This is a genomic window from Mesorhizobium oxytropidicola, from assembly GCF_056174625.1.
Genome location: NZ_CM149692.1, coordinates 4,704,972 through 4,724,322 on the forward strand (window position 1 = coordinate 4,704,972; position 19,351 = coordinate 4,724,322).

The 19,351-nt window shown below is 62.7% G+C and carries 19 protein-coding genes and 5 pseudogenes; all 24 read right to left on the reverse strand.

The window, feature by feature from the left end:
• Nucleotides 1-40: 40 nt before the first annotated feature.
• A complete protein-coding gene (locus AC0V8S_RS23510) occupies nt 41-832 on the reverse strand; it encodes an ATP12 family chaperone protein (RefSeq protein ID WP_475433665.1) in 792 nt (263 codons plus the stop codon).
• A 12-nt stretch (nt 833-844) separates the two neighbouring features.
• Complete coding sequence (locus AC0V8S_RS23515; protein ID WP_475438685.1) at nt 845-1,717, reverse strand: DMT family transporter; 873 nt, start codon at nt 1,715-1,717, stop codon at nt 845-847.
• A 47-nt stretch (nt 1,718-1,764) separates the two neighbouring features.
• Nucleotides 1,765-2,744, reverse strand: a pseudogene (locus AC0V8S_RS23520) (RluA family pseudouridine synthase).
• A 61-nt stretch (nt 2,745-2,805) separates the two neighbouring features.
• Nucleotides 2,806-3,180 carry a fluoride efflux transporter CrcB gene (gene crcB / locus AC0V8S_RS23525; protein WP_475433667.1) on the reverse strand — a complete coding sequence of 125 codons (375 nt, stop codon included), beginning with the start codon at nt 3,178-3,180 and terminating at the stop codon, nt 2,806-2,808.
• A gap of 41 nt (nt 3,181-3,221) precedes the next feature.
• A complete protein-coding gene (locus AC0V8S_RS23530) occupies nt 3,222-3,584 on the reverse strand; it encodes a DUF779 domain-containing protein (RefSeq protein WP_475433669.1) in 363 nt (120 codons plus the stop codon).
• 102 nt (nt 3,585-3,686) lie between these two features.
• Nucleotides 3,687-5,203, reverse strand: a pseudogene (gene adh / locus AC0V8S_RS23535) (aldehyde dehydrogenase).
• Between the two features lie 141 nt (nt 5,204-5,344).
• Nucleotides 5,345-6,310, reverse strand: a complete 966-nt coding sequence (locus tag AC0V8S_RS23540) for a helix-turn-helix domain-containing protein (protein WP_475433671.1) — start codon at nt 6,308-6,310, stop codon at nt 5,345-5,347.
• A 194-nt stretch (nt 6,311-6,504) separates the two neighbouring features.
• The gene (locus AC0V8S_RS23545; RefSeq protein ID WP_475433673.1) at nt 6,505-7,335 is read right to left on the reverse strand and encodes an aspartyl/asparaginyl beta-hydroxylase domain-containing protein; all 831 of its coding nucleotides are present in this window, start codon (nt 7,333-7,335) and stop codon (nt 6,505-6,507) included.
• Nucleotides 7,336-7,512: 177 nt separating this feature from the next.
• Nucleotides 7,513-8,208, reverse strand: a complete 696-nt coding sequence (locus AC0V8S_RS23550) for a DUF930 domain-containing protein (RefSeq protein WP_475433674.1) — start codon at nt 8,206-8,208, stop codon at nt 7,513-7,515.
• Between the two features lie 5 nt (nt 8,209-8,213).
• Complete coding sequence (locus tag AC0V8S_RS23555; protein ID WP_123167584.1) at nt 8,214-9,521, reverse strand: replication-associated recombination protein A; 1,308 nt, start codon at nt 9,519-9,521, stop codon at nt 8,214-8,216.
• A 41-nt stretch (nt 9,522-9,562) separates the two neighbouring features.
• Nucleotides 9,563-11,057, reverse strand: a pseudogene (locus tag AC0V8S_RS23560) (DegQ family serine endoprotease).
• Nucleotides 11,058-11,237: 180 nt separating this feature from the next.
• The gene (rplQ, locus tag AC0V8S_RS23565) at nt 11,238-11,669 is read right to left on the reverse strand and encodes a 50S ribosomal protein L17 (protein ID WP_183458980.1); all 432 of its coding nucleotides are present in this window, start codon (nt 11,667-11,669) and stop codon (nt 11,238-11,240) included.
• Between the two features lie 104 nt (nt 11,670-11,773).
• On the reverse strand, nt 11,774-12,784 hold the full coding sequence (locus AC0V8S_RS23570) for a DNA-directed RNA polymerase subunit alpha (RefSeq protein WP_006205443.1): 1,011 nt from the start codon (nt 12,782-12,784) through the stop codon (nt 11,774-11,776).
• A gap of 103 nt (nt 12,785-12,887) precedes the next feature.
• Entirely contained in the window at nt 12,888-13,277 is a 390-nt protein-coding gene (gene rpsK / locus AC0V8S_RS23575; protein ID WP_006205444.1) for a 30S ribosomal protein S11, read from the reverse strand.
• Nucleotides 13,278-13,416: 139 nt separating this feature from the next.
• Entirely contained in the window at nt 13,417-13,785 is a 369-nt protein-coding gene (rpsM, locus tag AC0V8S_RS23580) for a 30S ribosomal protein S13 (protein WP_006205445.1), read from the reverse strand.
• A 218-nt stretch (nt 13,786-14,003) separates the two neighbouring features.
• Nucleotides 14,004-14,600 carry an adenylate kinase gene (locus tag AC0V8S_RS23585; protein ID WP_475433680.1) on the reverse strand — a complete coding sequence of 199 codons (597 nt, stop codon included), beginning with the start codon at nt 14,598-14,600 and terminating at the stop codon, nt 14,004-14,006.
• Between the two features lie 4 nt (nt 14,601-14,604).
• A pseudogene (gene secY / locus AC0V8S_RS23590) lies at nt 14,605-15,937 on the reverse strand (preprotein translocase subunit SecY); the annotation flags it as partial.
• 194 nt (nt 15,938-16,131) lie between these two features.
• The gene (gene rplO / locus AC0V8S_RS23595) at nt 16,132-16,605 is read right to left on the reverse strand and encodes a 50S ribosomal protein L15 (protein WP_010909286.1); all 474 of its coding nucleotides are present in this window, start codon (nt 16,603-16,605) and stop codon (nt 16,132-16,134) included.
• Nucleotides 16,606-16,627: 22 nt separating this feature from the next.
• Entirely contained in the window at nt 16,628-16,825 is a 198-nt protein-coding gene (rpmD, locus tag AC0V8S_RS23600) for a 50S ribosomal protein L30 (RefSeq protein ID WP_006205449.1), read from the reverse strand.
• A gap of 24 nt (nt 16,826-16,849) precedes the next feature.
• Nucleotides 16,850-17,413 (reverse strand): 30S ribosomal protein S5, encoded by a 564-nt coding sequence (gene rpsE, locus AC0V8S_RS23605; protein WP_032933400.1) that lies wholly within the window; start codon nt 17,411-17,413, stop codon nt 16,850-16,852.
• An 81-nt stretch (nt 17,414-17,494) separates the two neighbouring features.
• The gene (rplR, locus tag AC0V8S_RS23610; RefSeq protein WP_095203285.1) at nt 17,495-17,854 is read right to left on the reverse strand and encodes a 50S ribosomal protein L18; all 360 of its coding nucleotides are present in this window, start codon (nt 17,852-17,854) and stop codon (nt 17,495-17,497) included.
• 137 nt (nt 17,855-17,991) lie between these two features.
• Nucleotides 17,992-18,524 (reverse strand): annotated as a pseudogene (rplF, locus tag AC0V8S_RS23615) (50S ribosomal protein L6).
• A gap of 88 nt (nt 18,525-18,612) precedes the next feature.
• On the reverse strand, nt 18,613-19,011 hold the full coding sequence (gene rpsH, locus AC0V8S_RS23620; RefSeq protein WP_006205453.1) for a 30S ribosomal protein S8: 399 nt from the start codon (nt 19,009-19,011) through the stop codon (nt 18,613-18,615).
• Nucleotides 19,012-19,023: 12 nt separating this feature from the next.
• On the reverse strand, nt 19,024-19,329 hold the full coding sequence (gene rpsN, locus AC0V8S_RS23625) for a 30S ribosomal protein S14 (protein WP_010909282.1): 306 nt from the start codon (nt 19,327-19,329) through the stop codon (nt 19,024-19,026).
• Nucleotides 19,330-19,351: the final 22 nt, after the last annotated feature.

A 19,351-nucleotide genomic window follows, 5' to 3' on the forward strand; every position in this document is an offset into this window, starting at 1 on the left:
TGACTTTGGTATTAGGTGCGCTGCGGTATTGGCCGCAGGGTCAGGCCTTGAGCGCTTCGAGAAGGCTGACGGCAGCCATCATGTCGCGTTTGCGGGCGGCGCGTCGGGCGACCGCTTCGGCGTCCTGCCCCCAATGTTCGATCTGCCAGTCCTCGTCGACATGGCCGGCGGCCCAGGCGGCCTCTACGTCGAGCTCGCCAAAATCGACGGCCAGCGCCAGCAGCGCCGAACCGGTCAGCGAGGTCATGACGTGGATGGCGGCCAGCCGCATCGGCTCGGCGCGCTGAGCAAGATGACTGCCAAGAATGGCGATCGTCTCGCGCGGCTGCTCGACATGGATGATCCCCTCGGCAAGGTTGAAGCGGGCTCCGAGTGTGGCACGCGCCCAATCGATGACCGGATCCCAGTGCTCGTTCTGCCACTCAACCAGCCCTTGCGGCGCATCAGTGCGGTAACAGAGCAGATCGGACGAGGCAAAACGCAGTATGTCTTCCAGCACCGCCTGCGGATCGCTGGCAACGCCGTCGATGGCGGTGTTGACCAGGCGCATCACCGGCATCGTCACCGGATTGATCGTCTCGCCCTGCGAGGCGAATTCGTCGGCAACCAGCGCTGCAGCCGCCTCGGTCGGCAGCGCCAGCAGCGCCTTGCCCGGCGTGCGCACCGGCTTGCCGTCGAGATGCACGGCGAAACCTTCCTCCACCGGCGCAACCAAAACGGTCTTGTAGAAGCGCTTGGGCAGCGGCGTCTTCATCTGGATCTGGGCGCGGCGCACCGGATCCGGATCGGAAAGATATTTTCCGGCTTCGAGGTCGTTGAGGATGTCACGCATGAAAAATCTCTCTCACACCGGTGTCAGCTTACGTGCCGGCCGGTTGACCATGATCAGGCCCGCCGCAATCAAGCCAAGTGCCAGAAAAATGCGAATGGTCAGCGGTTCGTTCAAGATGATCGCGCCGCACAAAACGCCGAAAACCGGCGACAGGAAGGTGAAGCTGGACAGGCCGGAGGCCGGATAGCGGCGCAGCAGCCAGAACCACAGGACATAGGTGAAGGCGACGATGTAGATCGCCTGGAAAAGCAGCGCCAATGTCGGCAACAAGGAGGGATCGCGCACCGGTGGACCGGCGAGAGGCAGCACCAATATGCCGACGATCCCCGCGCCGGCGAGCTGATAGAGCAGCAACTTCTCCGCGCTCGCCTCGACCAGTTTGGACCGTTTGATGAGGATGTTGGTCAGCGCCCAGAAAAATCCGGAGCCGAGACTCAGCAGATCGCCGAACAGCATGTCCCCGCCGCCGCCGAGCTTGTCGGAAAAGACGGCGGCAAGGCCGGCGAAGGCCAGCAGCAGGCCAAGGAACTTGCGCATGGTGATTTGTTCGCCAAGCAGGAAGTGCCCGCCAATCAGCATCCAGAACGGCATCGAGTTGACCAGCAGCGTGTTGCGGGCAACGGTCGTGTGCTCCAGGCCGACATAGAGGCAGAGGAACTCGATGCCGAAAAGCACGCCCACGGCAATGCCAGCCAGCAATGTGCCATCGCGCGTGAACAGCGCGATGCCGCGCCAGCGGCACCAGAGGAAGACGCAGAAGCCGCCGATGATCGAGCGTGCGATCGACAGGAAGACAGGATCGTAGCCGGCGTAGGAGATTTTCGCGGCGACGTAGTTCAAGCCCCAGGAAAAGGTCAGGCCGACCATGATGGCGGCGGCGGCCATGTCGACTGCGTCGCGCCGATCGAGCGCGTCGGTGGCGCCGCTCAAGGTCAATCCTCCGCGCTGGCGTCGTCGAAGCCGATCAGGTTCCAGCTCTGGCGCATATGCGGCGGCATCGGCGCGGTGACGTCGATGACACCCTTGTCAGGGTGCGGAATGATGATGCGGCGCGCATGCAGATGCAGGCGGTTTTGAATGCCGCCGGGAAAATCCCAGTTGGTGTCGGCTTCGAAATATTCGGGTCGCCGATGATCGGGCAGCCGATATAGGCGGCATGGACGCGAAGCTGGTGGGTGCGGCCCGTATAAGGCTCCATCTCCAGCCAGGTCATGGTCTGCGCCGCCTGTTCGATGATGCGGTAGTAGGATACGGCGTGATCGGCGCCTTTTTCACCATGCGCAGCCACCCGCACACGGTCGCCGTCCTCGGTCGGCTCCTTGATCAGCCAGGTCGAGATCTTGTCCTCGCGCTTTGGCGGCACGCCCTTGACCAGCGCCCAATAGGTTTTCTTGGTCTCGCGGGCGCGGAACGCTTCGGAAAGCTTCATTGCCGCGAGCCGGGTGCGGGCGACGACCAGCACGCCCGACGTGTCGCGGTCGAGCCGGTGGACCAGCCGTGGCTTCTCGCCCTTCTGGTTGCGCCAGGCTTCCAGCATGTCGTCGACATTGCGGGTGACGCCCGAGCCACCCTGCACCGCCAAGCCCGCGGGCTTGTTGAAGACGAAAACCTTCGGATCCTCATGGATCAGCATTTTTGCCAGGACGTCGGCATCGCCCTGATTGCGGATCGAATGGCCGGTCAGCGCGCTCTCGCCCTTCTTGTCGACCTCGAGCGGCGGGATACGCACCACCTGGCCAGGTTCGACACGGCTGTCGGCCTTGACGCGGCCGCCATCGACGCGGATCTGGCCGGAGCGCAGCAGCTTCTGCAGATGGCCGAAACCAAGGCCAGGGAAATGGGTTTTGAACCAGCGATCGAGCCGCATGCCCGCCTCGCCGGCCTCCACCGTGATCTGTTCGACGCCTGCCATTTGTTCTTCGCTTATCCGTTTCCAAAGCAGGGCTCGGCCTGCGCTTGGCGCGGCAATAGCACTAAGGCAGGCTTCTTGCGAGCCAAAGTCCCAGAAACAGGGCGACAATGGCGCCAACGACGCTGGCCAGCGCATATCCAAACGCCGGCAGCGTGGCACCGCGCTCCCACAGCGTCGCGAAATCGAGCGAAAAGGCGGAGAACGTCGTGAAGCCGCCAAAGATGCCGGTGGCGACAAACAGCCTGACTTCGTTCGATCCGCCGCGGCGCGCCAGTATGGCGATGAACAGGCCCATGGCAAAGGAGCCGACAATGTTGATGGCGATCGTGCCCCAGGGATAATTGGGGCCGACGAGGCGCAGCGCGCCCATATTGGTGAGATGGCGGATGCCGGCGCCGATGCCACCGCCGACGACCACGAGAAGCAGATTGAACATCGCCGTCTACTGCCCCTGCGAAGGCGGTGGCGTCAATCCCTTCACGTCGAGGGCGATGGGATCGCACACACAGTTGAACGTGTCAGAAACCGCCTCTCACGCCCATTGTCGAGCGAGAACATGCCACCCCTGCCCGGCACCACATCGATAAGGAGGTCGGTGTGCTTCCACACCTCATATTGCGAAGCGCTGATGTAGACCGGGGTGTCGCCGATCTCGCCCAGCATGACGTCATTGTCGCCGACGATGAAATCGCCGCGGGGGTAGCACATCGGTGAGGATCCATCGCGGCAACCGCCGGACTGGTGGAACAGCACGCGACCGTGGTCGGTGATGATCTCCGCCAGAAAGGCTCTCGCCTCGGGCGTCGCCGAGACTTTTCCCAGGGAAACCTTGTCTGGCATGTCATCCTCCACGACGAAACCTCAGGCGCGGCCGGCAGCCTGGCCTCGTGACAGAGCGCGCATGATCCCTCGGAAAGGATCATGCGCTGCCTTGGGAGGCGATCAGAAGAAGCCGAGCTTCTTCGGGCTGTAGCTGACCAGCATGTTCTTGGTCTGCTGATAGTGGTCGAGCATCATCTTGTGGTTTTCGCGGCCGATGCCGGACTGCTTGTAGCCGCCGAACGCCGCGTGCGCGGGATAGGCGTGGTAGCAGTTTGTCCACACACGGCCGGCCTGGATGGCGCGGCCGAAGCGGTAGCAGCGGTTGGCGTCGCGGCTCCAGATGCCGGCACCGAGGCCGTAGAGCGTGTCATTGGCGATCGACAATGCCTCGTCGTCATCCTTGAAGGTCGTCACCGAGACGACCGGCCGAAAATCTCCTCCTGGAAGATGCGCATCTTGTTGTGGCCCTTGAACACGGTCGGCTTGACGTAGTAGCCGCCGGCCAGATCGCCCGGCAGATGGTTCTGCTCGCCACCGGCCAACACTTCGGCGCCTTCCTGCCTGCCGATGTCGAAGTAGCTCAGGATCTTCTCCAGCTGTTCGCTCGATGCCTGCGCGCCGATCATGGTAGCCGGGTCCAGCGGATCGCCCTGGACAATCGCCTCGACGCGCTTCAGCGCCTTTTCCATGAACTTGTCATAGATCTTCTCATGCACCAGCGCGCGGCTGGGACAGGTGCAGACCTCGCCCTGGTTGAGCGCGAACATGACGAAGCCTTCGATCGCCTTGTCGAAGAAATCGTCGTCCTCTGACGTGACGTCCTGGAAGAAGATGTTGGGCGACTTGCCGCCGAGTTCGAGCGTCACCGGGATGAGGTTCTGGCTGGCATATTGCGAGATCAACCGCCCGGTCGTGGTCTCGCCGGTAAAGGCTATCTTGGCGATGCGGTTCGAGGAAGCGAGCGGCTTGCCGGCTTCGAGGCCGAAGCCGTTGACGATGTTGAGCACGCCATCCGGCAACAAGTCGCCGATCAGGTCCGCCCACAGCATGATGGTGGCGGGCGTCTGTTCGGCCGGCTTCAGCACCACGCAATTGCCGGCGGCAAGGGCCGGCGCCAGCTTCCACACCGCCATCAGCAGCGGGAAATTCCACGGAATGATCTGGCCGACGACGCCAAGCGGCTCATGGAAATGATAGGCGACGGTGTCGTGATCGATCTCAGAGATGCCGCCTTCCTGGCTGCGTACGGCTCCAGCGAAATAGCGGAAATGGTCAATGGCGAGCGGCAGGTCGGCGGCGGTCGTCTCGCGGATAGGCTTGCCATTGTCCCAGGTTTCGGCGAGCGCCAGAAGGTCGAGATTGTCTTCCATGCGATCGGCGATGCGGTTGAGGATCAGGGCACGTGCCGCTGCACTGGTCCTGCCCCAGGCGTCCTTGGCCTTGTGCGCGGCGTCGAGTGCCGCCTCGATGTCGCTCGCATCCGAACGGGCGATTTCGCCAAGCGGCTTCCCGTTCACCGGCGAGATGTTGTCGAAATACTTTCCTGAATGCGGCGCCACCCATTTGCCGCCGATGTAGTTGTCGTAGCGCTTGGCGAAGGGAACCTTGGCCGTGCGGGAAAATTCCACCTTGTTCATCGACTTCCTCCCAGGAAACAGCGGTACGGGATGTACCGCGCTGCCAAGGAGATTGCGGACGCCATCGGGATTTGTCAGCCCGGGCAAGTCATCCACCCAAGGCCGACTGTCGCAAGATTGCGACAGGTTCGGCGCCGAAACTCAATGTGGCCGGCGAATGCCGAAGCGGGCGAGCTTGCGATGCAGGGTGGCTCGCGAAATGCCGAGATTGTGCGCGGCGGCGGAGACGTTGCCATCGGCGCGCGCGATCGCCCGCTGGATCACTCCGCGCTCCGCTTCCTCGAGTTCCTCCGCGGCCTTGGCGACGTCACCAAGGATGTCGGCGGCGGGCAGCCCCCTGGCCAGAGCCTGTTGCGTGATGCCGAGGCTCTGCCGCGCCGAGCGTGTCGCACCGACGACCAGATCATCGCCGTTGACCGCAATCAACGCGCCGGCGCCGCGCTCGGCCGCCGAGGCAAGCAGAATGCGGGCATTGGGAAAAGACAGGCGAAAATTCTCGGCCTCGATGCGGCGAGCGGCATCACCGACCGCCATGGCGATCAGGCCGACAAAGCCTTCGGTCAGATCCGACCGGCACGACGAGACATCGAGCGCGGCTGCCAGATTGCCCTCGTGGTCGTAAATCGGCGCCGTGGTGCAGCTGAGCAGCGTGTTGCTCGAAAAGAAGTGCTGGTCGCGGTGGATGGTCAGCGCGCGCTGGTCGGCGAGGCATGTGCCGATGCCGTTGGTGCCCTCGGAGTCCTCACTCCATACTGTCCCGGTCCACAGGCCCCATTCGTCGAAGGTCTCGTCATCGGCGGAAGCCCCACGGCGTTCGACAGGGATACCGTCTCGATCGGCAAGCAGGACGCAACAGCCAATGCCGCCGACCGCAAGATAGAGACGATCAAGGCTCGCATTCGCAGCCCGCAGCAGCTGCTCGACCCGCTGCCGCGCCAGCCTGAACTCGCCTTCGGTCAGCCGACGAGGCGCCTGTCGTTGGCCAGGATCCAGCCCATGCACCGTGAGCGAGCGCCTCCAGGAGGCAACCAACGCCGATCGGGCGGCATCGCTGGTGGCAATGGCCGCCTGGACGATATCGGCATGATGGGCCGGCTGTCCGCTCACCTCATCCTCCCAAGGCGCTTCCGACTCAAGCAGCGTTATATCCGTTCAGATATATCCGCCGCATCGAGTTGTAGGGGAACAGCGACTGCTGGCGCTATAAGACAATGGTCCAACAGCAATAGCGGGAGGTGGCCGACCGCTAAAAGCCGCCAGAACGCTGCCAGCGAGGCCGGCAGCGCCGCGAAGCTTTCAGCTCAGGTGGTTTCGACCTTCTTTGGCTTGGTCGAGCCGATCATCTTCCAGTTCTTATAAAACATCGAATTGATGCGCTCGACGCTGACGGAGACAACCGCGAGCATACCTGCGATCAGTCTCGGGAACGGGGACGGCCTGATAATGTCCATGAACACGCAGTAGCGGCGGCCATCATACTCATTGACCGAGCGATGCAGCAGCGTGTCGTCGAAAATGAACAGCGGATTGTCGTACCAGTAGTTCTTGACGTTGCCGCATTCGACGAAGATTTCGGACTTCACCGGAACCAGATTGTAGAGGATGCGCAGGCTGAGTCGCAGTGGGCCGAAATGCCAGGAGGTCGATTCGCGCTTGCTGAAGACCGACACGGCGATGGTCTTGATGTATTTGAAATCCTTGTTGAACTCAGCGACGTTGTCGATCCTGTGCTTGCCATACCACTGGTAGACATACATGCCGCGCCGGCCTGCGCCGAAATTGGCGTCGATGTCGGCGATGATCTCGTCCTTGCGCGCCCTGAAGATGTCCAGGACCTCATTGACCTCGCGCTGATAGTCTTCTGGAAACTGCTCCAGCTTCCACACGCCGGGGTTCCTGTAGCAGAGCAGATCGACCAGCAGGTTGAACGGCGACAGCAGCCAGGTGAACAGGCCGTTGCCGAGGAAGTAGCCTGAGAACAGCGACAGATCCTTCCTGTCGTTGCGCAGCACGTCGATCAGGCCGCAGACGATGAAGATCGTCGTCAGGATGGGGATGAAGTAGAAGCCAAGGGCGAGAAGCGGGATGGCGATGGCGAATTTGCGAAGGGATTTGCGAAGGGTTTTTGTCATTTTTCCACGCGCGGAGCGCGATCCTGTTGCGAATGAGTGTGCCAAATCACGGCAACGACCACCGCCCGGCCGTGCGCCTTGATAAGGTTTTTTCGGGTCGCCGCACAACGCCACGACGTCGTGGCCCTGCAGCTGCCTGGTGGAATTTGCCAGACCTCGGCCAATGCATCGCTGGGGTTAATGCACCGCTGGCAAGCCGAACTCGTCCCATTTCTCCCTGGCCACGGGATCGCCGACCAGGAACTCAAAACCGATGACGCTTTCGCCGTCTCGTGCGAGCTGGCAGTTGAACTTCAGACTATACCAGTTTTTGCGACTGCGGAAAGCCGCGCCATCGGCGGCGATCGTGGTGCCGCTGATCTTCTCTTCGTCCGTTGCGTAGGGCACGACGCGTTCCGGCTGAAAATCCACGCGCCATCGCCGGATCTGGTCCATGGCCTCGAGATTGCACAATTGCACCATGCGCTCGTCGGAAGCGAAGGTCGCTAGATCGGCGCGCGCCTGCCGGCTGCGCGGATCGGCAAGCGTCTTGGCCGACAGCATTTCGGTCGGCCGGATCATAGCCGGCGCGGTGGGCGGTTGAGCTGGAGGAGTACTCGGCGATGGTGTTGGTGTTGAAGTTCGTGCCGGCGCCGGCGCTTGTGCCTCGGGTGCCGAAGGCGATGCTGGCGCCGGCGGTGGCCTTGTCGCGGCCTCGAACTGCTGTGGCGTCAGAATGGCGACCGACACCCGCTCCTCTTCCAGCCGCTTCGGCCGCTTTGGCAGCGGCATAAGCGCCAGCGTCGCGGCGAGCAGCGTGTGGAGAACAACCGAGGTTGAGATGCCCCAAGGCGAAGCCTCGTCACGCAGCGTGACGACCACCGGCCGACGCAAATCAGCTATTCCCGCTCTTTGCGCAGCTTCGCCCAATAATCGAGCCGCTTCCGGATATCGCGCTCGAAGCCACGCTCGGGCGGATCATAGAAGGTCTGGCGGCCCATCTTCTCCGGAAAATAGTCCTGGCCCGAAAAAGCGTCCGGCTCGTCATGATCATAGCGATAGCCCGCGCCGTAATCCTCCTCTTTCATCAGCTTGGTCGGCGCATTGAGGATGTGCTTTGGCGGCAGCAGCGAGCCATGCAGCTTGGCTGCCTGGGTGGCCGCCTTGAAGGCGGTGTAGACGGCATTGGATTTGGGCGCGGTGGCGAGATAGACGGTGGCCTCGGCAAAGGCCAGTTCGCCCTCCGGCGAGCCCAGATAGTCGTAGGCGTCCTTGGCGGCATTGGCGACGACCAGCGCCTGCGGATCGGCAAGGCCGATGTCCTCCATCGCCATGCGCACCAGCCGGCGGCCGAGATAGAGCGGATCCTCGCCAGCGTCGAACATGCGCGCGAGATAGTAGAGCGCTGCATCGGGGTCCGAGCCGCGCACCGATTTGTGCAGCGCCGAGATCAGATTGTAGTGGCCGTCCTGGCCCTTATCGTAGATCGGCGCGCGGCGCTGGACGATGCGCTGCAGCCCTTCGGGGTCGAAGACCTCACCGGGCTTGGCGGCGCGCCAGACTTCCTCGGCGAGCGTCAGCGAGGCGCGGCCGTCGCCGTCGCTCATGCGGATCAGCATCGCCCGCGCCTCGTCGTCGAGCGGCAGCGCCCTGCCCTCCGTCTCCTCCGCGCGCACCATCAGCTTGGCGATGCTCTCCTCGCCCAGCGAATGAAAGACCATGACGCGCGCGCGCGACAGCAAGGCCGCGTTGAGTTCGAAGGACGGGTTCTCGGTCGTAGCGCCAACCAGGACGACCGTTCCATCCTCCATGACAGGGAGGAAGGAATCCTGCTGGGCGCGGTTGAAGCGATGGATCTCGTCGACGAAAAGCAGGGTCTGGCGACCGTTCGCACGACGCAGCTTGGCCGTCTCGAACACTTTCTTCAGGTCGGCGACGCCCGAAAACACCGCCGATATCTGCTCGAAGGCAAGGCTGGTTTCGCCGGCGAGCAGCCTCGCCACCGTGGTCTTGCCGGTGCCCGGCGGGCCCCAAAAAATCATCGAACCGAGCGAGCCGGACCCGATCAAACGCGTCAGCGCGCCATCAGGGCCGGTCAGATGCTCTTGGCCGACGACCTCGCCAAGATTCTTTGGCCGCAGTCTGTCGGCCAGCGGCCGACCGGGCGGCGCTTTTTCCGGTTCATCGACACTGAACAGATCGGCCATGCATTTCTTTTGGTTTGGAGCGCGATCCCTTCAGATCGAACTCAGTAACGCAACACCTGGCGCAGTATCTGCCCGCCGCGCTCGACGGTAAAGCGCCACCAGCGCGTATCCTGCTGGGCTACCTGCGCCAGCGTCGCGGCGGTGTCGATGGTGGTGCCGTTGACCTCGCGCACGATATCGCCCGGCAGGAAGCCGAAATCGGCGGCCGGCGAATCGCGGTTGATATCGATCACCGTCACGCCCTTGAGGTCGGTGCGCAGACCAAGCTTCTGGGCAAGTCGCGGCGAGAGTTCCGCAACCTTGGCGCCCGAGAACGGGCTGCGGCCATGCAGCGTCACTTCCGAGGCTTTCGCGCCCTCCGGCGCACGCTCTAGCGCGATGTCCATCGCCGCCTGCTGGCCCTTGGTCAGGACCGCGAAATTCGCCTTGGTGCCGATCGACAGCGTCGCCATGCGATAGTCCAGCGCCTCGATGCTCTCGACGGGCTTGCCGTTGATCTGCAGCACGACATCACCCGCCTTCAGCCCAGCCTTGCCCGCCGGTCCGGTCGCTTCGACGGAAGAGACCAGCGCCCCGGTCGGCTTTTCCATGCCGAGCGATTCGGCGATCTGCGGCGTCACCGCCTCGAACTCGGCGCCGATATAGGGCCGTTCGAAGAAGTCGAGGCCGGCCTTGGCGGCATCGGCGAAAGCCCGCACCATGTTGGCGGGGATGGCAAAGCCGATACCGATCGAGCCACCGCTGCGGCTGTAGATGGCGGTGTTGATGCCTACCAGCTGGCCGCCCATGTTGATCAGCGCGCCGCCGGAATTGCCGGGATTGATGGCGGCGTCGGTCTGGATGAAATAGCCCGAATCCGAAACGCCGATATGGCTGCGGGCAAGTGCCGAGACGATGCCGCTCGTGGTGGTCTGGCCGACGCCGAAGGGGTTGCCGATGGCCAGAACCAGGTCGCCGACCTCGAGCGCGTCGGAATCGCCGATGGCGATGACCGGGAACGGCTTGTCGGATTCGATCTTGAGCACGGCGAGATCGAGAAGTCTCGTCCTTCAGCATCACCTTGCTGGTGAATTCACGCCCGTCGGCGGTCGCCACCTTGACCTCGTCGGCATCCTTGATGACGTGGAAATTGGTGACGATGACACCGCTCGGGTCGACGAGCACGCCTGAGCCCAGCGAGGACTGCGCGCGCGGCTGGGCGCGGCCGAAAAACTCCTCGAAGAACGGATCACCTTCAAAAGGCGATGTGACCTTGGCCGTCTGCGAGGCATAGACGTTGACCACGGCGGGCGCGGTCTGCTTGACCAGCGGCGCGAACGAAAGCTGCACCTCCTCGCGGCCGAAGGGCACGCGCTTGTCGGGCCCCGAGGTAGAATTCTCGCCTTCAACGCCATGCAACAAATCGGTCAGCACGTCCGACAGGCCTGGATCGGCGGGCTTTGCGGCGTCTTCGGCAAACGCCTGCCGAACTGCCGGTGCGGCTGCGAACACCATGAAGGCGCAGAGCAGAACAAGGGACAGTCTTTTGGCGCGCATTCGCGAATCCTCCAAGGCAAGTTCGGGCGCATTGTCCCGACGATTGTGCAAAATGAAAGGCTAAGCCGCTGAAATCCGATTATTTTCGCGCCTGCCGATCGTTTTGGAGACGCTTTGGCGCGCGCAGAACAAGAAAAGGGGCCCGCAGGCCCCTTCGATTCATTCTGGAAAGACCGAGCCTTATGCGGCTGCGGCTTCCGTGTCGGTGCCTTCGGCTTCGATGCGGGCGCGGTCGCCGGCGCCCTTGGCCGAGGTGTCGCGATCGACGAACTCGATGACGGCCATGGCGGCATTGTCGCCGTGACGGAAGCCCGCCTTCATGATGCGCAGGTAGCCGCCGTTGCGGTTGGCGTAGCGCGGGGCGATGGTGTCGAACAGGCGCTTGACGACGCCTTCATTGCCGATCTGCGCGATCACCTGGCGGCGGGCGTGCAGGTCGCCGCGCTTGCCGAGCGTCACCAGCTTCTCGACGATCGGACGCAGGTCCTTCGCCTTCGGCAGGGTGGTGACGATCTGCTCGTGCTCGAGCAGCGACACGGCGAGGTTGGCGAACATCGACTTGCGATGGCTAATGCTTCGGGCGAAGCGGCGGCCTTTGAAACCGTGGCGCATGGCTCTTTTCCTTCTTCAGTTGTTCAAGAGGCCGCGGCCTCTGATGGTTTTCCGCATGACCGTCGGATCAAGCGGCCCACGCCGCCGATCCTTGGAATTCATGCTCAATATTGGTCTTCGTAACGCTTGGCGAGGTCTTCGATGTTCTCCGGCGGCCAGTCCGGCACTTCCATACCGAGGTGCAGGCCCATCGCCGCCAGGACTTCCTTGATCTCGTTCAGCGACTTGCGGCCGAAGTTCGGGGTGCGCAGCATCTCGGCTTCGGTCTTCTGGATGAGATCGCCGATGTAGACGATGTTGTCGTTCTTCAGGCAGTTGGCCGAACGCACGGAAAGCTCGAGCTCGTCGACCTTCTTGAGCAGCGCCGGGTTGAAGGCGAGCTCGGTGACGGCTTCCGCCGCGACTTCCTTCTGCGGCTCATCGAAGTTGACGAACAGGCCAAGCTGGTCCTGCAGGATGCGGGCGGCGAAAGCCACCGCGTCCTCGCCCGAGATCGAACCGTCGGTCTCGATGGTCATGGTCAGCTTGTCATAGTCGAGAACCTGGCCCTCGCGGGTGTTTTCGACCTTGTAGGAGACCTTCTTGACCGGAGAATAGAGACTGTCGACCGGGATCAGGCCGATCGGCGCGTCCTCGGCGCGGTTGCGCTCGGCCGGCACGTAGCCCTTGCCGGTGTCGACGGTGAACTCCATGCGGATTTCAGCGCCTTCGTCCAGCGTGCAGATAACGTGGTCGGGGTTGAGGATCTCGACGTCGCCAACCGTCTGGATGTCACCAGCGAGAACCGCACCCGGTCCCTGCTTGCGCACGACCATGCGCTTGGGGCCGTCGCCTTCCATGCGGATGGCGATTTCCTTGATGTTCAAGACGATGTCGGTCACGTCCTCGCGCACGCCGGCGATGGACGAGAATTCATGCAGAACGCCGTCGATCTGCACGGCGGTGACAGCCGCACCGCGCAGCGAAGACAGAAGCACGCGGCGCAGCGCGTTGCCCAGCGTGAGGCCAAAGCCGCGCTCAAGCGGCTCGGCGACCAGCGTGGTCAGCGTCTTCTTCTTCGACGAGAACTCGATCTTGTTCGGCTTGATCAGTTCCTGCCAATTTTTCTGGATCATGATGCTTTCCTTCCGTTGACCCGCCACCATCCAATCGTGGCGGGCGACCTGGAATGCCGTGGAGGAGCGCCCTTGAGGCGCTCACGCGGCGTTCGGTAATTTCTTAGACGCGGCGCTTCTTGCGCGGGCGGCAGCCATTGTGCGGGATCGGCGTCACATCACGGATCGAGGTGATGGTGAAGCCGGCCGCCTGCAGGGCGCGCAGCGCCGATTCACGACCCGAGCCAGGTCCGCAGACCTCGACTTCAAGCATGCGCATGCCGTGTTCCTGGGCCTTCTTGGCAACGTCTTCGGCAGCCATCTGGGCAGCGAACGGGGTCGACTTGCGCGAACCCTTGAAGCCCTGGGCACCGGCCGACGACCAGGCAATCGAATTGCCCTGCGCGTCGGTGATGGTGATCATCGTGTTGTTGAAGGTCGAATTGACGTGGGCAACGCCCGACGAGATATTCTTGCGTTCGCGACGGCGAACACGAGCGGCTTCCTTGGCCATGTTATTCCTTTCAGTTGATCTCTACACCGCCGTAATGCCAGCGGCTCCACCTAGGAGAAGGCAGTAGGGGAATATGGCAGTAGGGCAGTATGTCTGCCGGTCCTATTGCCTTACTGCCCTACTCCCTTACTGCCCTAAATTACTTCTTCTTGCCGGCGATCGACTTGGCCGGGCCCTTGCGGGTGCGTGCATTGGTGTGCGTACGCTGGCCGCGAACCGGCAGCGAGCGGCGATGACGCAGGCCGCGGTAGCAGCCGAGGTCCATGAGACGCTTGATGTTCATCGACACTTCGCGGCGCAGGTCGCCTTCGACCTGATAGTCGCGGTCGATGGTCTCGCGGATCTGCAGCACTTCCGCGTCGGTCAGCTGGTTGACGCGGCGCTCGGCCGGGATGCCGACCTTGTCGACGATCTCCTGGGCGAACTTCTTGCCAATGCCGTGAATGTACTGAAGCGCAATGACGACGCGCTTGTTGGTCGGAATGTTGACGCCGGCTATACGAGCCATGTTCTTCTCTTCTCCATGTGGGCCGGCCAACCTTCAAAACAAGGAAGGCCCGGCGCTGTCAAAGTTGCCCCGCGTCCGGTGGAGGCCGGCCCTTGCGGGTGTTTCCAGTTCAAAGCGACTGCCTTGCCCTTGCGGACAAGCAAAGTTCGCACCTGATAGGAAGACGGGCCGCCATACCGCAGCGAGCCGCTCCCGTCAAGCCTAATCTTCAAATTCCCTTACCGCGCCTTGGTAGCCGACGCGAGCACGGCTTCGATCTCGGCGGTCACCGCGTCGATGCTGGCCATGCCGTCGACCGTCTTGAGCCTGCCCTTGGCGTAGTAGTAGCCGGTCAGCGGAGCGGTCTTCTTGTAGTACTCGCGCAGGCGCTCCTCGAACACCGCGGGATTGTCATCCTTGCGCACCGGCTGGCCGGCCGCTTTGGCATCCTCGGCGCGCTTGACGATGCGGCCGACCAGCGCCCTGTCGTCGACGACCAGTTCGATGACCGTATCGAGGCCGATACCGCGCTCCGAGAGCATCGATTCAACCGCATCGGCCTGCACCAGCGTGCGCGGATAGCCGTCGAGGATGAACCCCTTGGTGCAGTCGGCCTGGTCGATGCGTTCGGCGACGATGGCGTTGACGATGGCGTCGGACACCAGTTCACCGGCATCCATCACCGCCTTGGCACGCTTGCCAACTTCGGACCCGGCCTGAACGGCGGCACGCAGCATGTCGCCCGTCGAAAGCTGGGGTATGCCGTATTTGTCTACCAGTCTTTGTGCTTGTGTCCCCTTGCCCGCCCCTGGCGGCCCAAGCAAAATCAACCTCATCTGGCTTTCTTCCCCCGCGCAGCTTCGACTTCTTGATCAGGCCTTCATACTGGTGCGCGATCAGGTGGCCCTGAATCTGTGCAACCGTATCGAGCGTGACACTGACCACGATCAGAAGCGATGTGCCACCAAGGTAGAACGGTACGCCAGTCGCCGAGATCAGGAACTCCGGCAGCAGGCACACCAGCACCAGATAGATGGCGCCGATGACGGTGATGCGGGTGAGAACGTAATCGATATAATCGGCGGTGCGCTCGCCCGGACGATAGCCCGGGATGAAGCCCGAATGCTTCTTGAGCTGGTCGGCGGTGTCCTTCGGATTGAAGACAATCGCTGTGTAGAAGAAGGCGAAGAACACGATCATCGCCGCGTAGAACAGCATGTAGAGCGGCTGGCCGTGGCCAAGCGAGGCCAGGATGGTGCTCGCCCAGGCGGGCATGTTGGTCGTCTGCGAGAAGCCGGCGACGGTGGCCGGCAGCAGCAGCAGCGACGACGCGAAGATCGGCGGGATGACGCCCGACGTGTTGAGCTTCAGCGGCAAATGCGAAGTGTCGCCCTGGAACATGCGGTTGCCGACCTGGCGCTTCGGATACTGGATCAGCAGACGGCGCTGGGCGCGCTCGAAGAACACGATGAGCGCGATGACGACGATGGCCAGAACGATGATCGCCAGGATCAGGCCGGTCGACAGGGCACCGGTGCGGCCGAGTTCCAGCGTGCCGGAAATGGCATGCGGCAGGCCGGCGACGATGCCGGAGAAGATGATCAGCGAAATGCCGTTGCCGATGCCGCGCGCGGTGATCTGCTCGCCAAGCCACATCAGGAACATGGTGCCGCCGACCAGCGTGACGACAGTGGAGATGCGGAAGAACATGCCGGGATCGCTGACGATGCCGTTGCCGTTTTCCAGCCCTACCGAAATGCCGTAGGCCTGCACCAGGGCCAGCAGCACGGTGCCGTAGCGCGTGTACTGGTTGATGACCTTGCGGCCCTGTTCGCCTTCCTTCTTCAGCGCTTCCAGCGACGGGATGACCGAGGTCATCAGCTGCATGATGATGGAGGCGGAGATGTAAGGCATGATGCCGAGCGCGAAGATCGCCATGCGCTGCACGGCGCCGCCGGCGAACATGTTGAACATGCCGAGCACGCCCTTGCTCTGCGAGGAGAAGGCCTGGGCGAAGGCGTCAGGGTTGATCCCGGGAAGCGGAATGTAGGTGCCGAGGCGGTAGACCAGCAACGCGCCAATCGTGAACCAGATGCGTTTCTTCAGGTCCTCCGCCTTGGCGAAGGCCGAGAAATTCAGAATTCGAGGCTAGTTGTTCAGCAGCCGAAGCCATGCCTGATTCTCCGCTTGGTAACGCTTGATGGCCCGTGAGGTCAGGCGGTGCGTTTCACCGAAGCTCACGAGATAAGCTCCGGGCTCTAAACATGCAAGCGGCCGCGTTGACGCGGCCGCTTAATTGAGCAGATCAAAGCGCAATCGTGAGCAAAAACGGGATCCCACTCTTGCCGATCGCGCTTCAAATTGCCGTTACTCGGCAGCTGCCTTTTCCGGCAACTTGACCGAGCCACCAGCCTTTTCGATCTTCTCGATCGCGGCCTTGGAAGCCCCGGCCACATCGAAGGCAAGCTTAGCCTTGAGCTCGCCATCGGACAGCACGCGCACGCCATCCTTGACGCGGCGGATGACGCCGGCGGCGACAAGCGCCTCGGCCGTCACGGTTGCCTTGGCGTCGAGCTTCTTGGCATCGACGGCTTCCTGGATGCGTGCCAGCGACACAACAACGAAGCTCTTGGCGAAGATGTTGTTGAAGCCACGCTTCGGCAGGCGCCTGTAGAGCGGCATCTGGCCACCCTCGAAGCCGTTGATGGCGACGCCGGAGCGCGCCTTCTGGCCCTTGACGCCGCGACCGGCGGTCTTGCCCGAGCCGGAACCGATGCCACGGCCGAGACGCTTCTTGGAATGCGTCGCGCCGTCCTTGTCACGCAGATCGTTGAGTTTCATCTGAGTTCTCCTGCGCTTTGGCTCAGCCCTCGTCCACGACGCGGACGAGATGCTGAACGGCGGCGATCATGCCGCGCACGGAAGGCGTATCTTCCAGGGTGCGCTGCTTGTGCATCTTGTTGAGGCCGAGGCCGACCAGCGTCGCGCGCTGTTCCTTCGGACGGCGGATCGGCGAACCGATCTGCTCAACGGTGATGGTCTTGGTTGCTTTCTTGGCCATGGTCAAAATCCCTGGTCAGATCGACTATTCTTCAGCCGCAACGGCGGTGCCGCGGCGGGCCTGAAGGGTCGAATACTTGATGCCGCGAGCGGCAGCCACATCCTTGGGATGCATCTGGCTCTTCAGCGCGTCGAAGGTGGCGCGAACCATGTTGTACGGGTTCGACGAACCCATCGACTTGGCGACCACGTCATGCATGCCGAGCGTCTCGAAGACGGCGCGCATCGGGCCGCCGGCGATGATGCCGGTACCCTGCTTGGCAGCGCGCAGCAGAACGCGTCCGGCGCCCCAACGTCCCTCGACGTCGTGATGCAGCGTACGGCCCGAGCGCAGCGGTACGAAAATCATGTCGCGCTTTGCCGATTCGGTTGCCTTGCGGATGGCTTCCGGCACTTCGCGTGCCTTGCCATGACCGAAGCCGACGCGACCCTTCTGGTCGCCGACGACGACGAGTGCGGCGAAACCGAAGCGGCGGCCACCCTTGACGACCTTGGCGACGCGGTTGATGTGGACCAGCTTGTCCACCATGCCGTCATCGCGCTCTTCACGCTCGCGGCCGCGGCCGCCTTCCCTACGTTCCTGTGCCATATCCTGTTCCTTGTTTTTTTCCGGAAGCACGGTTGATGATGAGATCCGGTGCCTCTGTGGGTCACCGGGGGCGAAAGTTTTTTAGAAACTAAGACCGCCTTCGCGGGCAGCCTCGGCCAGCGCCTTGACGCGGCCGTGATAGATGTAGGCGCCGCGATCGAAGACGACTTCCTTGACGCCGGCCTTGGTGGCGCGCTCGGCGATCAGCTTGCCGATCGCAGCAGCGGCCGCGGTGTCGGCGCCTGTCTTGAGCGAACCCTTGAGGTCCTTCTCGAGCGTCGAGGCTGCGACGATGGTGTGACCCTTGGCGTCGTCGATGACCTGAACGTAGATGTTCTTCGACGTGCGGTGGACCGACAGACGCGGACGGTCGCCGGCGACCTTCTTGATCTGGCGGCGGACGCGCTGCGCACGGCGCTGGATGGATTCTTTGCTAGCCATGATAGTTCCTTGCCTTCAAAAAACGGGGGCCGCCATATGCGGCAGGCGAAAGCGCCTCCCGCGACCGCTCCCCGCGGCGTTACACTTCTTGGTTTGGCCCTTTCCGAAAAGTCTGCAACTTTTCGGGGCCAAACCCACTACTTCTTCTTGCCTTCCTTGCGGACGATCTTCTCGCCAGCGTAGCGGACGCCCTTGCCCTTGTAAGGCTCGGGCCGCGGTATTCGCGGATCTCGGCAGCCACCTGGCCAACCTGCTGCTTGTCGATGCCGGCAACGGTGATCTCGGTCGGCTTCGGCACGGTGATGGTGATGCCAGCCGGCGTCTCGTAAACGACGTCATGGCTGAAGCCAAGTGCCAGCTGCAGATTCTTGCCCTGAAGTGCTGCGCGATAGCCGACGCCGGTGATCTCGAGCTTCTTCTCGAAACCGTCCTTGACGCCCTGCAGGATGTTGACGATCTGCGTGCGCGACATGCCCCACTTCGAGCGGGCGGTCTTGGTCTGGTCGCGCGGCTCGACAGCAATCTCGCTGCCTTCCATCTTGACCAGGACTTCGTCGTTCACCACGAACTTCAGCTCGCCCTTGGGGCCCTTCGCCGTCACGGTCTGGCCGTTGACGGTCGCGGTCACGCCCTGCGGCAGCGAAACGGGTTTCTTTCCAATACGAGACATTTTGTTGTCCTCGTCACTTCTCTTGTTTCAGGTCTCTGTCTTCGGAACGATCCGAAGACCGGATTCCAATTTGCGGTCAGCTGCCAGATCAGAAGATCTGGCAGAGGATCTCGCCGCCGACGTTCTGTTCGCGGGCTTCGTGATCGGCCATCACGCCCTTCGGCGTCGAAAGGATGGCGATGCCGAGGCCGTTGGCGACGTGCGGGATCGACTTGGCCGAGACGTAAACGCGGCGGCCTGGCTTCGAGACGCGGGCGATTTCGCGCACGACCGGCGCACCGTCGAAATACTTCAGCTCGATTTCGATTTCGGACTTGCCGTTGTCGAAGTCGGTCTGGCTGTAGTCGCGGATATAGCCTTCAGCCTTCAGCACGTCGAGGACGCGGGTGCGCAGACGCGAGGCCGGCGTCGAGACACTCGACTTCTTGCGGCCGTAGGCGTTGCGGATGCGGGTCAGCATATCGCCGAGAGGATCGCTCAATGACATGTTATGTCCTCCTTACCAGCTCGACTTGACCAGGCCCGGGATCTGGCCGTTGTTGCCGAGATCACGAAGCGCGATGCGCGATACTTTGAGCTTGCGATAGTAGGCACGCGGACGGCCGGTGACTTCGCAGCGGTTGCGGATGCGGATCTTGGCCGAGTTGCGCGGCAGGGCAGCAAGCTTGAGCTGAGCGCGGAAGCGCTCCTCCATCGGCTTGGACTGATCCATGATGATCGCCTTCAGGGCAGCGCGCTTGGGACCGTACTGGTCGGCAAGCTTGCGGCGCCTGTTATTCTTCTCGACTGAGCTGGTCTTTGCCATTTCAGATTTTTCCTTTTCTCGC